The sequence below is a fragment of the Pseudomonas sp. R15(2017) genome (assembly GCF_002112685.1).
In the GTDB taxonomy this organism is placed as follows: Bacteria; Pseudomonadota; Gammaproteobacteria; order Pseudomonadales; family Pseudomonadaceae; genus Aquipseudomonas; species Aquipseudomonas glycinae.
The window spans coordinates 539,054-552,326 of record NZ_NEII01000003.1 but is presented as its reverse complement, the minus strand read 5'-3'; the positions used below and the strand labels follow the sequence as shown (position 1 = coordinate 552,326).

The 13,273-nt window shown below is 59.8% G+C and carries 12 protein-coding genes; 9 read left to right on the top strand and 3 right to left on the bottom strand.

Features of this window, described 5'->3' with window-relative positions; all coding sequences use genetic code 11:
- Positions 1 to 85: 85 nt before the first annotated feature.
- Positions 86 to 706 (bottom strand): hypothetical protein, encoded by a 621-nt coding sequence (locus CAF77_RS09500; RefSeq protein WP_064381073.1) that lies wholly within the window; start codon positions 704 to 706, stop codon positions 86 to 88.
- A 186-nt stretch (positions 707 to 892) separates the two neighbouring features.
- Between CAF77_RS09500 and CAF77_RS09495 the strand changes: the two genes are divergently transcribed.
- The 3 genes from CAF77_RS09495 (at position 893) to rssC (ending at position 3,568) form a co-directional block, all read left to right on the top strand.
- A complete protein-coding gene (locus tag CAF77_RS09495; protein ID WP_011335174.1) occupies positions 893 to 1,582 on the top strand; it encodes a VacJ family lipoprotein in 690 nt (229 codons plus the stop codon).
- A gap of 322 nt (positions 1,583 to 1,904) precedes the next feature.
- A complete protein-coding gene (gene rssB / locus CAF77_RS09490; RefSeq protein WP_041475374.1) occupies positions 1,905 to 3,086 on the top strand; it encodes a two-component system response regulator RssB in 1,182 nt (393 codons plus the stop codon).
- Positions 3,086 to 3,568, top strand: coding sequence for an anti-sigma factor antagonist RssC (rssC, locus tag CAF77_RS09485; RefSeq protein WP_003226553.1), 483 nt, complete (start codon positions 3,086 to 3,088; stop codon positions 3,566 to 3,568). The genes rssB and rssC overlap by 1 nt, the downstream gene beginning before the upstream one ends.
- Before the next feature lie 73 nt (positions 3,569 to 3,641).
- Here the strand turns inward: rssC and tal are convergent, their stop codons facing one another.
- Both tal and CAF77_RS09475 read right to left on the bottom strand, forming a co-directional pair.
- Positions 3,642 to 4,568 (bottom strand): transaldolase, encoded by a 927-nt coding sequence (gene tal, locus CAF77_RS09480; RefSeq protein ID WP_085654375.1) that lies wholly within the window; start codon positions 4,566 to 4,568, stop codon positions 3,642 to 3,644.
- A 188-nt stretch (positions 4,569 to 4,756) separates the two neighbouring features.
- Positions 4,757 to 5,701 carry a glycosyl hydrolase family 5 gene (locus CAF77_RS09475; protein WP_085654374.1) on the bottom strand — a complete coding sequence of 315 codons (945 nt, stop codon included), beginning with the start codon at positions 5,699 to 5,701 and terminating at the stop codon, positions 4,757 to 4,759.
- Between the two features lie 291 nt (positions 5,702 to 5,992).
- Between CAF77_RS09475 and CAF77_RS09470 the strand changes: the two genes are divergently transcribed.
- Genes CAF77_RS09470 through CAF77_RS09445 form a run of 6 tightly spaced genes read left to right on the top strand, consistent with a single transcriptional unit; the run spans position 5,993 to position 13,262 of the window.
- Positions 5,993 to 6,433, top strand: a complete 441-nt coding sequence (locus CAF77_RS09470) for a low molecular weight protein-tyrosine-phosphatase (RefSeq protein WP_011335170.1) — start codon at positions 5,993 to 5,995, stop codon at positions 6,431 to 6,433.
- 38 nt (positions 6,434 to 6,471) lie between these two features.
- Positions 6,472 to 8,694, top strand: a complete 2,223-nt coding sequence (locus CAF77_RS09465) for a polysaccharide biosynthesis tyrosine autokinase (protein WP_085654373.1) — start codon at positions 6,472 to 6,474, stop codon at positions 8,692 to 8,694.
- 41 nt (positions 8,695 to 8,735) lie between these two features.
- Positions 8,736 to 9,812: a glycosyltransferase gene (locus CAF77_RS09460; protein ID WP_064381066.1), complete on the top strand. Its 1,077-nt coding sequence runs from the start codon at positions 8,736 to 8,738 to the stop codon at positions 9,810 to 9,812.
- 14 nt (positions 9,813 to 9,826) lie between these two features.
- Positions 9,827 to 10,939 (top strand): polysaccharide pyruvyl transferase family protein, encoded by a 1,113-nt coding sequence (locus tag CAF77_RS09455; protein ID WP_039772772.1) that lies wholly within the window; start codon positions 9,827 to 9,829, stop codon positions 10,937 to 10,939.
- On the top strand, positions 10,936 to 12,168 hold the full coding sequence (locus CAF77_RS09450; protein WP_064381064.1) for a polysaccharide biosynthesis C-terminal domain-containing protein: 1,233 nt from the start codon (positions 10,936 to 10,938) through the stop codon (positions 12,166 to 12,168). Before CAF77_RS09455 ends, CAF77_RS09450 begins: the two co-directional genes overlap by 4 nt.
- On the top strand, positions 12,159 to 13,262 hold the full coding sequence (locus CAF77_RS09445; protein ID WP_011335164.1) for a hypothetical protein: 1,104 nt from the start codon (positions 12,159 to 12,161) through the stop codon (positions 13,260 to 13,262). Before CAF77_RS09450 ends, CAF77_RS09445 begins: the two co-directional genes overlap by 10 nt.
- The last annotated feature ends 11 nt before the right edge of the window (positions 13,263 to 13,273 follow it).

Genomic DNA, 13,273 nt, shown 5'->3' with positions numbered 1-13,273 from the left:
CACTGGCATAGACCGCAGCCGTGCGCCAAAGGTCTATGGCTCTCCTTAAGACTAATCCACTCTTGGCCAACCTGCATGATCCCGGTCAGGGCTTTTCGCCTTTGAGGCGGCGCAGGTTGATGTCCGCCAGACAAGTGTCGAGTTCGCCCAGATGATCGATCACCGAGTGCACGCCCAGGCCGAACAGCTGCACCGTCGCCTTGCCGCGCAGCTGTTCGCGCTCCTTCTGGCTCAGGGCCTGCCATTCGCTTGGCGCCAGGCCGCACAGTGAACCGCAGGACGCCAGGCCGATGGTCCACAACCCGGCATTCAGGCCCGATTGCAGCAGGCGCGGTTCGCCGCTGACCAATACGCAACCGTCGAGGCGACCGACATTCAAGCCCATCAGCGCTTGCCAGCAGGCGTTTGGCGCCGGCCATGGATTGATTGTTGCCGAATGTTGCGACGGTTTGATCCAGTCAGGCAGTGTGGATGACAGCACTTGAGTGAAGCTTGCAGACAACTCATCCAGCCAGGCGCAGGGAATTTGCTGGCGCTGCAGGCTGCGCAGGCTGTCCAGGGCGCCGGGTGTGACGTCGGCGTGTTCCGGGCCGACGCTGGTGTGATGACGGGCGCGGGCGCCGAAGTCCACCAGACAGCCGCTGAGTCCGAACAGCACGGCGGTCAGCGTCGGTGCCGCGAGGGGCAAGGCTTCGGCTTGAGGCATGGAAAACGTCCCTGAAATAGCGATCAGGCTAGGCAACATCGGTGACAGTTGCATGACAGGCCAGTGACGAAACGTCCTACAGAGGGTTTCACCGGGGGAACTGCCTAAAGTGCCGTTTCCGTCTTATACTGACGCACTAATCGCCGCGGCCCAGGTGCTGCGTCCGTACTATCCAAGGAGTTTTCTATGCGCTGGAGCCATCCTCTTGCTCAGCTTTGTGTATGTGCCAGCGTGATGCTGGTGCCGTTCGCCGCTCAAGCCGCAACGGAAGAAGACCCTTGGGAAAGCGTCAACCGTCCGATCTTCCAGTTCAACGATTTCGTCGACACCTATGCGCTGAAGCCGCTGGCGCAGGGCTACGAATTTGTTACTCCGCAATTCCTGGAAGACGGCATCCACAACATGTTCCGCAACGTCGGTGATGTCACCAACCTGGCGAACAACATTCTTCAGGCCAAACCGGCTGCGGCCGGCGTCGACACCGCGCGCCTGATCTTCAACACCACCTTCGGCCTGCTCGGATTCTTCGACGTCGGCACCAAAATGGGCCTGAACCGCAGCGACGAAGACTTCGGCCAGACCCTCGGCTACTGGGGCGTCGGCAGCGGTCCTTACGTGATGCTGCCGCTGATGGGCCCGAGCACCCTGCGCGACGCGCCGTCCAAGTACGTCGACAGCTTCACCGGCCCGTACCGCTACATCAACGATGTGCCGGTGCGTAACTCGATTTTCGGCCTGAACATCGTTGATACCCGCGCCAGCCTGCTGTCGAGCGAGAAGCTGATCAGCGGCGACAAGTACACCTTCATCCGCAACGCCTACCTGCAGAACCGCGAGTTCAAGGTCAAGGACGGGCAGGTTGAAGACGATTTCTGATCTCGATTGATCGATATGAAAGGGCGACCGCGAGGTCGCCTTTTTTGTGGGTGCGTCCAATGATTGGGTTACGGTTGAAGCCGTTCTTATAACTGCGAGTGATTTGACAAACAAAGTCTCCAAGCGACCATCGGCGCATGCTTGAAACGCTCGAAGGATGGGAGTACCGTCTGCGCCTTAGAAGGGCACCTCTGGTGCAACCGTGTGCGGGACGAACGCTCCGAAGCGGTGCAGCAGAGAGGCTAGAAAGCGAATCCAGTAGTCTGTGCCGGGCCGTTGCCCCGCCTGCTACGCCAACCTAATTCTGGCGCCGTTTGCCCACATGCCAAAAACCAGTGCCACGCTGCTGATAATCGATGATGACGAAGTAGTGCGCGCGAGCCTCGCGGCCTATTTGGAAGACAGTGGTTTCAGCGTCTTGCAGGCCAGTAACGGCCAGCAGGGTCTTCAGGTATTCGAGCAAGACACGCCCGACTTGGTCATCTGCGATCTGCGCATGCCGCAGATGGGCGGTCTCGAACTCATCCGTCAGGTCACTGAGCGGTCACCGCAGACTCCGGTGATCGTGGTCTCGGGCGCCGGCGTGATGAACGACGCGGTCGAGGCCCTGCGACTGGGCGCGGCGGATTACCTGATCAAGCCTCTCGAAGATCTGGCCGTGCTCGAGCATTCCGTGCGCCGGGCCCTGGATCGTGCGCGCCTGCTGCTGGAAAACCAGCGCTACCGCGAGAAACTGGAAAAGGCCAACCGCGAACTCGAAGCCAGCCTGAACCTGCTCCAGGAGGACCAGAACGCCGGTCGCCAGGTGCAGATGAACATGTTGCCGGAAAGTCCGTGGGCCATCGACGAGTTCAGGTTCGCGCACCAGATCATCCCGTCGCTGTACCTGTCGGGTGATTTTGTCGACTACTTTCGGGTCGACGAGCGCCGGGTGGCGTTCTACTTGGCGGACGTTTCCGGTCACGGTGCTTCTTCGGCGTTCGTCACCGTATTGTTGAAGTTCATGACCACGCGCTTGCTGTTCGAATCCAAGCGCAACGGCACGCTGCCGGAATTCAAGCCTTCGGAAGTCCTCGGTCATATCAACCGGGGGCTGATCAGTTGTAAGCTGGGTAAACACGTCACAATGGTCGGTGGAGTCATCGACGAGGAGACCGGTTTGTTGACCTATAGCATCGGCGGCCATCTGCCGTTGCCTGTGTTGTACACGCCTGACAGTGTTCGCTACCTCGAAGGGCGCGGTCTGCCGGTGGGGCTTTTCAACGAAGCCACCTACGAAGACCACGTGCTTGAGCTGCCACCGACGTTCAGCCTGACGCTGATGTCTGATGGCATTCTGGATCTTTTGCCAGAGCCCACACTCAAAGAGAAAGAAGCCGCTTTGCCGCAAAAGGTGAAGTCGGCGGGCGGCAGCCTGGATGGTCTGCGGCAGGTTTTTGGATTGGCCACGCTAGGGGAGATGCCGGATGATATCGCCCTGTTGGTGTTGAGCAGGAATCTTTGATGAGTACCGGTAGAATCCAGTTCGCCGAGCAGGACGGCACCTTCGTCCTGAAGTTCGTCGGTGAAGTTCGCCTGACCCTGTGTTCGGCGTTGGATGCGACTATTGAAAAAATCTTCACCGCGCTGAATTTCAACGCGATCGTGATCGATTTGACCGAAACCCGCAGCATCGACAGCACCACCCTGGGCCTGTTGGCCAAGCTGTCGATCCTGTCGCGGCAGAAGGTCGGCCTGCTGCCGACCGTGGTCACCACCCACGAGGACATCACCCGTCTGTTGCAGTCGATGGGTTTCGAGCAGGTGTTCAATATCGTCAATCATCCCGTGCCGTGCCCGGAATGCCTTGATGATCTGCCGGATCAGGATCAGTCGGAAGAGGTGGTGCGGATCAAGGTGCTTGAAGCGCACAAGATCCTCATGGGCCTGAACGACTCCAACCGCGAAGCCTTCCATGACCTGGTGAATGCCCTCGAGCGGCATTGATCGATCAATCCGCCAGGCACAAAAAAGGGCGAACCTGTGAGGGTTCGCCCTTTTTGCGTTTGCGCTCGGCTGATTACAGCTTGGCTTGCAGCAGCGCCTCGAGTTTTTCCTGGTCGCGGGCAAACTGACGAATGCCTTCGGCCAGTTTCTCGGTAGCCATCGCGTCTTCGTTGGACAACCAGCGGAATTGCGCTTCGTTGAGGCTCAGGCGCGCTTCGCCGGCATGGCCCGGAGCAAGTTTGCGTTCCAGCTTGCCGGTGTCGGCCGCCAGTTTCTCGATCAGGTCCGGGCTGATGGTCAGGCGGTCGCAGCCGGCCAGTTGCTCGATCTGACTGAGGTTGCGGAAGCTCGCGCCCATGACCACGGTCTTGTAGTCATTGGCCTTGTAGTAGTTGTAGATGCGCGTCACGGACTGCACGCCCGGATCGTCGGCACCGGTGTAGTCGTTGCCGTTGGCCTTCTTGTACCAATCGTAGATGCGGCCCACGAACGGCGAGATCAGGAACACGCCGGCATCGGCGCAGGCAGCGGCCTGAGCGAAGGAGAACAGCAGGGTCAGGTTGGTCTGGATGCCTTCCTTCTCGAGGATCTCGGCGGCGCGGATGCCTTCCCAGGTCGAGGCGATCTTGATCAGCACGCGGTCACAGCCAACGCCGGCCTTGTCATACAGCTCGATCAGGCGATGGGCGCGCTTGAGCACCGCGTCCTGGTCGAACGACAGGCGCGCATCCACTTCAGTGGAAATGCGGCCCGGGATCACTTTAAGGATTTCCTGACCGACCGCGACGCCGAAACGGTCGCTGGCCAGGCCGACATCGCCCTTGCAGTCGCGCACGCTGGCGTTCAGCAGTTCGGCGTAGGCCGGAATCGCCGCTGCCTTGAGCAGCAGGGAAGGGTTGGTGGTGGCGTCGACCGGTTTGACCCGGGCAATCGCTTCGAAGTCGCCGGTGTCGGCCACGACGGTGGTGAACTGTTTGAGTTGTTCCAGCTTGGAAGTCATGAGCGTGCTCTGTCCTATGGGTCTGGTGACATTACCCGAGCGCCGACAGCCACTCAAGGGCATGTCGGCGTATCGAGCGCCCCGGTGGCAACAACCTGAAAACGGCTGTTTGAAAGGCGGGGCGCGTTATCGATCAATACGATGCCAAAAAGGACCACAGGTTCAAAGCAACCGACCCGCTGTACCGCTCAATCGGCGTTCAAATGAGTCGAGACCGCCGCCTGTGCCGGTTTCGGCTGGCCGTCGGAGGTCAGCAGGCCGAAATTCTTCTCCCGGTCGTTGCTGCCCGATTCGCTGTTCTTCCATTCATAAATCGACGTCAGCGGAATGTTGAGTTTTTTAACATCGGCGATGAACGCGGAGATTTTACTGGCTTGCCCTTCCGGCCCACCGTTTGAAGCGAGCGCCGAGACGCCCCATTCACTGATAACACCCGGCAGACGGAAGTTTTGCTGGATGAAGGTCTGCGCGTTGCTGATCTGCGTCGCGGTCATGCCGTAGGGGTGATAGGAAATGGCATCCAGGCACTCGGGATACGTGCCGAGAATGCTGTTGAGTGCCACGGTCGAGGCGGAGCCGGCCGTCGGTGGACGGGCGAAACCGAATCCCACCAGGGGCGTCGATTGCGGCTTGCCTTGCAGCGTCTTGCACATGGCCGTCATGAACGGCACGAAGGTGTTTTTGAAGTCCCCAGTGGGCCAGTAAGTGTCGAGGTCCGGCTCATTCCAGATTTCGATCCCTACCAGTTGCGCGCTCCAGCTTTGCTCAAGCCCGGTTACCGCGTTGGCGAAGGCCTCGCCGGCGGTCGCCAGGTCGCCGCTCAACGGCTTGGTGGCGCGCACGGTCATCAAGACCGGCAACCCGGCGGAGCGAGCCGCCGCAAACGCATCGCTGATCTGTTTCTGATAGGCCTTGGCGCCGAGGCTGTCGCTCCAGACGCCGAAGCGCACAAAGCTGAATCCGGCCGCTTTGATCTGCTCGGCGTCGGTCGGGGTGAAGTTCTGGATCTTGACCTGCACGCCGATGGTTCGGGTGGGCAATGATGGGAACAGCGTACTGGCGTGAACCTGTGCGTTAGCACTGAGCATCAACAGGGTGGCGGCACCCAGATGTTTGAGATGTGCTGATTTCATGTCGGCTCTCCTGATGAGAATGACATCTAGCGAAGGGTTATCTCGTTACACAGGTTTCGAGGGCGATCAGGATACTAAGTGCACGAATGTTATTTTTTGTCGGAAAACTTTCGCCTGAAAATCACAGTTATTTTTAGTCCGGTAATTCTGGTTGGGAGACTTTTAGAGGCCGTGGTACTTAATGCATCGGTATTAAGGGGTGAATCTATTTCCGAGTGAAGGAAGGTCTTGCGGGTTCACTCGAATTTGCAAGGCATGTTGGCCGATTGACATTACACGGGAAAGTAAACCTTGTTCAAAAAGATTCTTGTCGTTTGCGTAGGCAATATCTGCCGAAGTCCGACAGCGGAACTTCTGTTGCGCAATGCGCTGACCCCCTCGGCGATCAGTGTGACCTCCGCGGGCCTGTCTGCGCGGGTCGGCGAAGGCATGGAGTCGACCGCGCGCCAGGTGCTGGAAGAGCGCGGCCACAGTGCCGAAGGGTTCAAGGCGCGGCAACTGACAGCGGACATCGTCAATGAATCAGACCTGATTCTGGTGATGGAAAAACAACATGTTAATCAAGTACTGAAGATTGCCTCTCACGCCAGGGGCAAAGTGTTTCTGCTGGGCAAGTGGCAGAGCGAACGAGAAATACAGGACCCGTATCGTCAGGGGCAAGCCGCTTTTATTCATGCCCATGCATTGATTGAAGATGCTGTTAGCTCATGGGCGCAACGCCTGGCGCGTTGATGAATATTCTTCAGTTCAGTGAATGGTAAGAAAGACTTATGCAGTTACCGTCAGTAATCGGCACCCGTGAAAATGATCAAGACAGTATTGATCTTCTCGGCATCTTCGGCAGCCTGATCGATCAGAAGTGGTTGATCGGTGCGTTCACCGGCGCGTTCATGATGACCGGTGTGGCCTATGCGATTTTGGCCACGCCGGTGTATCTGGCCAACGCGCTGGTGCAGGTCGAACCGAAAAAGAACGACATGCTCGGTTTTTCCGACCTCAACAGCATGCTCGGCGGGCAATCGCCGTCGGTGACCGAAATCGGCATCATCAAATCCCGCGCGGTGATCGGCAAGACAGTCGACGACCTGCGCCTGGACATCGACGTCACCCCCAACACCTTTCCGCTGATCGGCGGCTTTCTTTCCCGGCGTTATCGCGGTGAGACCGAACTCAGCGTCGCGCCGCCGCGTTTCGGCCTGAGCAGCTACGCCTGGGGCGGTGAACGCCTGGAGTTTGCCAAGCTCAATCTGCCCAAGGAATTGCTGGGCAAGAAGCTCACCCTGATTGCCGGCGAGCAGCATCGCTTTCAGCTGTTGGACGACAACGACAACTTGCTGGTCGACGGCGTGGCAGGCGAAGCCTTCGCCCAGGACGGCGTAGAAGGGCAGATCACGCAGCTGTTGGCCAACCCCGGGACCCGTTTCGAAGTGGTGCGCTACCCCCGAATCGTGACCATTCAGGGTTATCAGGACGCGCTGGACATCTCCGAGCAAGGCAAGGAGTCCGGCATCATCCGTCTGGCTTTGGCCAGCAGCGACGCCGCCGAAGCGGTGAAGATCCTCAACAAGATCGCCGCGCTGTACGTCGATCAGAACGTGCGCCGCACCTCCGCCGAAGCGGCGCAGAGCCTGGCCTTCCTGCAAAGCCAGTTGCCGCAGGTCAAGCGTGATCTGGCCAAGGCCAGCGACGCGCTCAACGCCTATCAGACCCACGGCAAGACCGTGAACATCTCGCTGGAAACCCAATCGGTGCTCGGTCAGTCCGTGGCGCTCGAAACGCGGATTTCCGAGTTGAAACTGCAACAGGCGGAGATGGACCGCAAGTTCACCAAACAGCATCCGGCCTACCGCGCGCTGATGACCCAGATCGGTGAATTGACCCAGCAGCAGCGTTCGCTGGAAGGCAAGGTGCAGGACCTGCCGGCCACGCAGCAGGAACTGCTCAACCTGACCCGCGATGTCGAAGTCGCTTCGCAGATCTACACCCAGTTGCTGAACAAATCCCAGGAGCTGGACATCATTCGCGCCGGTGCCGTGGGTAACGTGCGCCTGGTGGATACGGCGGACGTCGACCTGACCAGCCCGGTCAAACCGAAAAAAGCCCTGATCGTGTTGATCGCCACTTTCCTCGGCGCCTTCGTCGGCGTGGCGCTGGTGCTGTTGCGCAAATCCCTGAGCAAGGGCCTGGAAGGGCCGGAAGCCATAGAGCAGCTTGGCTTGCCGGTCTACGCGTCGATTCCCTACAGCGCCCTGCAACAGGAAGAGGACAGCAAAAAAGTCCGGGCCAAAGTCGCGGCGGACACGCCGGCGTACCTGCTGGCCCTGCGCAACCCGACGGACCTGTCCATCGAATCGATCCGCAGCCTGCGCACCTGCCTGCACTTCGCGGCGCTGGATTCGACCAACAACCGCATCATGATTTCCGGCCCGAGCCCGCAGGTCGGCAAGACCTTCGTCTCTTCCAACCTCGCAGCGGTCATGGCCCAGAGCGGGCAGCGCGTGGTGCTGATCGACGCCGACATGCGCAAAGGGCATCTGCACAAGACGCTGAACACGCCGATCACCAACGGTTTGTCCGATCTGCTGGTCAAGCGCTGCACCCTCGAACAGGCGATCAACAAGGTCGAAGTCGACAACCTGCACTTCATCAGCCGTGGCCAGGTCCCGCCCAACCCTTCCGAACTGTTGATGCACGCCAATTTCCGCGAACTGCTGGCGCAACTCAGCGAGCGCTATGACGTGGTGATCATCGACACGCCACCGCTGCTGGCGGTGACCGATGCGGCGATTGTCGGTCGCGAAGCCGGCATCAGTCTGATCGTTGCGCGGTTCGGGGTGAACCCGGCTAAGGAAATCGAAATGACGATCCGGCGTTTCGCCCAGAACGGTATCGAGTTGAAGGGCGCGGTGTTCAACGGCGTCGAGAAGCGCGCGGCCAGCTATTACGGCAACGGCAGCTATTACAACTACGAATACGCGTCCGACCAGTCCTGAATCTCAGCGACGGTCCTTACAGGCATGAAAGTGGGTGGGTTGTGAAAAAAATACTGCACGTGGCGGAAACGATCAAAGGCGGGGTGGCGACAGTCATCCGCACGATTTCGGCGGCTCCGGAAGACGGGCGCTATGAGCTGGTGTATCTGGTCCCGCTCGACCAGAAGAAAGAACTGCACGGCATCGATCCACAGCGGATCCGCACCTTCGCCCGAAGCGGGCGGAATGTGCCGTCGCTGCTGCGTTTCGCCTGGCAACTGGCGCGGGTCCTGCTAAAGGAAAAACCGGATGTGGTGCATTTGCACAGCACCTTTTCCGGGGTGATCGGCCGTTGCGTATGCGTGCTCCTGCGGCCATGGCGCAAGCCGAAAATCGTCTACTGCCCCCATGCGTTTTCGTTCCTGATGGAAAGCTCGCCGATCAAGCAGAAAGTCTATGCGTGGATCGAGCGGGTGCTGCAGAAGGTCACGGACAAGATCATCTGTGTCAGCCAGTTCGAGCTGGACAAGGCCGCGAAGTTTGGCATCGAGCGCCAGCGCATGACGTTGATCTACAACGGCATCGACCACAAGGATGAAGAACGCAAAGTCGTTGATCCGGCACCGATTCATCTGCTGTTCGTCGGTCGCCTCGACTACCAGAAAGGCTTCGACGTATTGCTCAAGGCCTACAGCGAAGCACAGCGCAGCGACCTGAGACTGACGGTGGTGGGCAGCGCGGTGAACGAGGACGTCGTCGAATGTCCGCCGCTGGACGGGGTGGAATACCTGCCCTGGGTGACGCCAACCGAGGTACACGCGCTGTATCGGAAAGCCGATGCGCTGATCGTCCCGAGCCGCTGGGAAGGCTTTGCCATGGTGCCGCTGGAAGGCATGGCGCTGGGCCTGCCGGTGATCGCCAGCGACTGCACGTCGTTGCCCGAACTGGTGACCCATGGTGTGTCCGGTTACGTGTTCCCTGCCGGTGACCACCAGGCGTTGGCCGAGCGCCTGAAGAAAATCCAGAAGCCTGCGTTGTCGGCCCTCGGCATCGAAGGTCGGCGCATCGTCCGCGAGCGTTTCAGCGCCGCGTTGATGATCCGCCAGACCTACGACGTGTATTCCGCTCCCTCTTATTAAGTAGAACTCCGCTCATGAACGTAACGATTTTGCATGGCTACAGTGCCTCCAATTCTGGCGATGGTCTGTTGGTCGATCTGGCCATCGCCCTGGTGCAGCGCAACTTTGGCGAAGACACCGCGATCAGCGTGGTTGCGTCCGATCCGGACTCTTTCAAGTACCTGCCGCACCCGCGTTTCGACGCGCCGGTGATGGCGGCCAAGGGTTTGGGCCGAGTCAAACAGGCGGTGTTTCTCAATCAGTCCTACGCCGGGCTGGCGGATCTGCTGAAGAAAACCGATCTGATCGTCGGCGTCGGCGGCGGCTACATGCGCTCGAAAAGTGCCTTCGAGCACATCAAGCTGAAACTCGGCCACGCCAAGCAACTGGAAACCGCGATCCTCAGCAAAGTGCCGTCGGTGTACCTGCCGCAAAGCATCGGGCCGTTCCACGGCGACAGCGACAAGATCGTCGGCCACTACGCCAGCGCCGATGCGGTGTTCGTGCGCGATAACCGTTCCTCGGCGCTGTTCGATGCCTGTGAAAACGTCTACCGCGCGCCGGATCTTGCAGTGCAGGCGCTGGCCGGCAAGATCCTTCAGCAACCCAAGTTCACCCGCTGCGCCTCGACGCCGGCCACGGTGTGCGTGGTGCTGCGCAAGCCGCCAGCGTGGAGCAAGGAAAAGAAGCTGGCTTATGTGGCCAACCTGAAGGTGCTGCTGCAGCGCCTGAAGAACAAAAGCAAAGTGGTCTGCGCCGTACAGAGCGCCGTGCGCGGTAACGATGACGGCGCGTTCTATCGCGAACTGGGCATCACCGAGGACCTGCTGCCGCTGAAGGCAACGCTGGCCAAATACCAACCGGACCTGGTGATTTCCGTACGCCTGCACGGCGCGATCGAATCGCTGCTCTCGGGCGTGCCGGCGTACCACATCAGCTACGAACGCAAAGGCTTCGGCGCCTATCAGGACATGGGCGTCGAGGACTGGGTCATCAACGGCGGCGACATCAATGTCGACACCATCATCGACACGGTTTACGCGCCTGACGCGCTGTCGAATTTCGGCAAACGCCTGACCGACACCTGCCGCGAGATCGAGGCGAAAACCGTGGCCATGGACGACATCATCAAGGGCGTCATTCGATGATATTCCGGCTGTTGCTGCGGGGCGGGGCACTGGGCGCGAAGTTCTTGCTGGTGCTCGCCATCACCCATTACCTCGGTTACGAGGCGCTGGGTTTCTACGGCGTGGTGGTTGCGGCGTCGTTGATCGCGTCGAAGTTCTACAGCGTCGGTTTCAGTTCCGAGATCAACCGGTTGATCAGCGTCGGCGGCAGTTCGCGCCGGGTCGTGGACAAGGTGCTGCTGCTGTACCTGGCCGTGGGCCTGGCGTTGTCGGTGCTGACGGTGGTGATCTATTCGCTGTTCCAGTCGGTGGAGGCGACCACCGCACTGATCGCCTGTGTGACGCTGGTGCTGCTCACCGAACACCTGTCGTTCGAGATCAACTCGTTCGTGTTTTCCGCGCAGAAAGCCACGGCGGGTGCGCTGCTGTTTTTCATCAAGACCGGGCTCTGGGCGCTGCTGGCCGTGGGCGGCATGGCGCTCGGTTGGGTGTCCGCAATCGCCAGCGTGCTGTGGCTGTGGGTCATCGCCAACGTGCTGGTGATCGTCGCCGGTTACCTGATCGTGGTGAATGTTCATCGCGGGCGGGAAGAGGGAACGCTGGCCACCGCCGCCGTGTGGAAAGCCGGGTTGCCGTTTTATCTCGGCACGGGTCTGATCGCCCTGAGTCAGTACGCCGAGCGCTTTCTGATCATCGACCTCGAACCCTACGCAAGCCTCGGTAAATACGTGTACGCGTGGTCGGCGGCCAACACCTTGCAGGCGTTGTCGTACGCGGTGGTGGCGGTGGTCGGCATTCCGCTGCTTGCCAAGCGTTATCAAGCCGATCAGCAACCGTTCACGGTCCGGCAGTTGTTCGTGAACAAATGGGTCGCGCGGTCGCTGGCGGTGTCGGCGGCGGTCGCGGTGGGCATTTATCTGTTCTTCAACGTGGTGCTCGATTACGTCGCCACCAGCGTTCCGCGTCCGGACAACGGCATCCTCGGCGTGCTGATTTTCTCCTTCGCCCTGCGTGCCATTGGTGACATCGTCTGGGGCGGGTTGATCGCTTCGAAAAACAGTCGGGTATCCCTCGCCAGCGCGGCCATTTGTCTGTTGGTTTCAGTGCCGGTCAGTTATTTGCTGATCAAGCACTGGTCGATCTACGGCGCGGCCTGGGGCAACGTGTTTGCGATCATCGTGCAGCTCGGCGTGATTGCGCTGCTGACCCGTGCCACGCGGGCGAAAAAGGCTGTCGTGTCATGGGCCTGAAACTGCCGTGCATCGAGTTTCGCGGCCGCCGTCTCGATTCGTCGCTGTCGTTCCTGATCCTGTTCACCGGGCTGTTTCTGTCGGTGGCGATGCCGCTCTTGGTGCCGCGCGATCCGGGCCCGGACGCGATGACCCTGTGGTCGTCCTATGCCCGGGCCGACAACTGTAATTTCTGGAACCCGTTCTCGCCGGATCGCTCGTCCTACGAGTGTTCGGCATTCCTGCTGCGGCCCACCGGGATCAACCTGACCAACGCCTGGGCCTACGGGATGTTCTGCAACTTTTTCCTCACGGCGATTCCCGTGGTGGTGTTCCGGCGCATGCCGCTGACCATCTTCGGCACCCTGTGCCTGTGGGGCATCGTGCGTTCGTTTTTTCTGGAAAACCTGACCAAGGAAATCATCGTGTCGGTGGCGGTGTTGAGCATTCTGTTCAGCTCGCTGACGCGCAAATATCGCGGCGGATTTTTCCTCTCGGCGGTGATCTACGGCGTGCTGATCCGGCCTTACTGGATTCTGTTTTCGCTGTCCTGGGTCGGCGTCTGCGTGATGAAGAAATACGTCTCGCGCACGACCTTCTTCCTGATGCTGTTCCTGTTTTATCTCGCGGTTGCCATGGCGATTCAGCTGGCGCTGGGCTTTCCGGTGTCATCGATTCGCGCCAGCAACAACGAACTGCGCACGGCGGGCGAGGAGGGTTCCAAATCGTTGATCGTCTCGTGGCTCAGCGGCAGCGACTTCGTCTCGCAGGCCCTGGACTCGATGATCATTTTCTTCCGCTTGTCGTTTCCCGTTGAGCTGATCCTGCTGTCCGGGCCGGGCCAGGTGATCTTCGTGGCGTTGATGATCATGACCGCGCTGCTGCTGTTCAAAGTCATCACCTCGACCGATTACAAGGGCGCGCCGATCCAGACCAAACCCAAGGAACTGATCGCGATTCCGCTGGCGTTTCTGCTGGTTCAAGGCTTGTTCGAACCGGACTTCGGCTCGTTCGCCCGGCACTTTTCGATGGTGGTGCCGGTGCTGTTCGTGGGCCTGGGGTTGATGCTGCGGGCGAACAAGCCGGTGAAGGTTGAATCAAGAATTCTGAATTGAGGCGGGTGCTT

Excerpts from the sequence above, each read along its gene's own strand:
- CAF77_RS09500 (WP_064381073.1), bottom strand. The coding sequence starts at position 706 with ATGCCTCAAGCCGAAGCCTTGCCCCTCGCGGCACCGACGCTGACCGCC.
- CAF77_RS09465 (WP_085654373.1), top strand. The coding sequence starts at position 6,472 with ATGCAGTTACCGTCAGTAATCGGCACCCGTGAAAATGATCAAGACAGT.
- CAF77_RS09445 (WP_011335164.1), top strand. The coding sequence starts at position 12,159 with ATGGGCCTGAAACTGCCGTGCATCGAGTTTCGCGGCCGCCGTCTCGAT.
- CAF77_RS09455 (WP_039772772.1), top strand. The coding sequence starts at position 9,827 with ATGAACGTAACGATTTTGCATGGCTACAGTGCCTCCAATTCTGGCGAT.
- CAF77_RS09475 (WP_085654374.1), bottom strand. The coding sequence starts at position 5,701 with ATGAAATCAGCACATCTCAAACATCTGGGTGCCGCCACCCTGTTGATG.
- rssC (WP_003226553.1), top strand. The coding sequence starts at position 3,086 with ATGAGTACCGGTAGAATCCAGTTCGCCGAGCAGGACGGCACCTTCGTC.
- CAF77_RS09495 (WP_011335174.1), top strand. The coding sequence starts at position 893 with ATGCGCTGGAGCCATCCTCTTGCTCAGCTTTGTGTATGTGCCAGCGTG.
- CAF77_RS09450 (WP_064381064.1), top strand. The coding sequence starts at position 10,936 with ATGATATTCCGGCTGTTGCTGCGGGGCGGGGCACTGGGCGCGAAGTTC.
- rssB (WP_041475374.1), top strand. The coding sequence starts at position 1,905 with ATGCCAAAAACCAGTGCCACGCTGCTGATAATCGATGATGACGAAGTA.
- tal (WP_085654375.1), bottom strand. The coding sequence starts at position 4,568 with ATGACTTCCAAGCTGGAACAACTCAAACAGTTCACCACCGTCGTGGCC.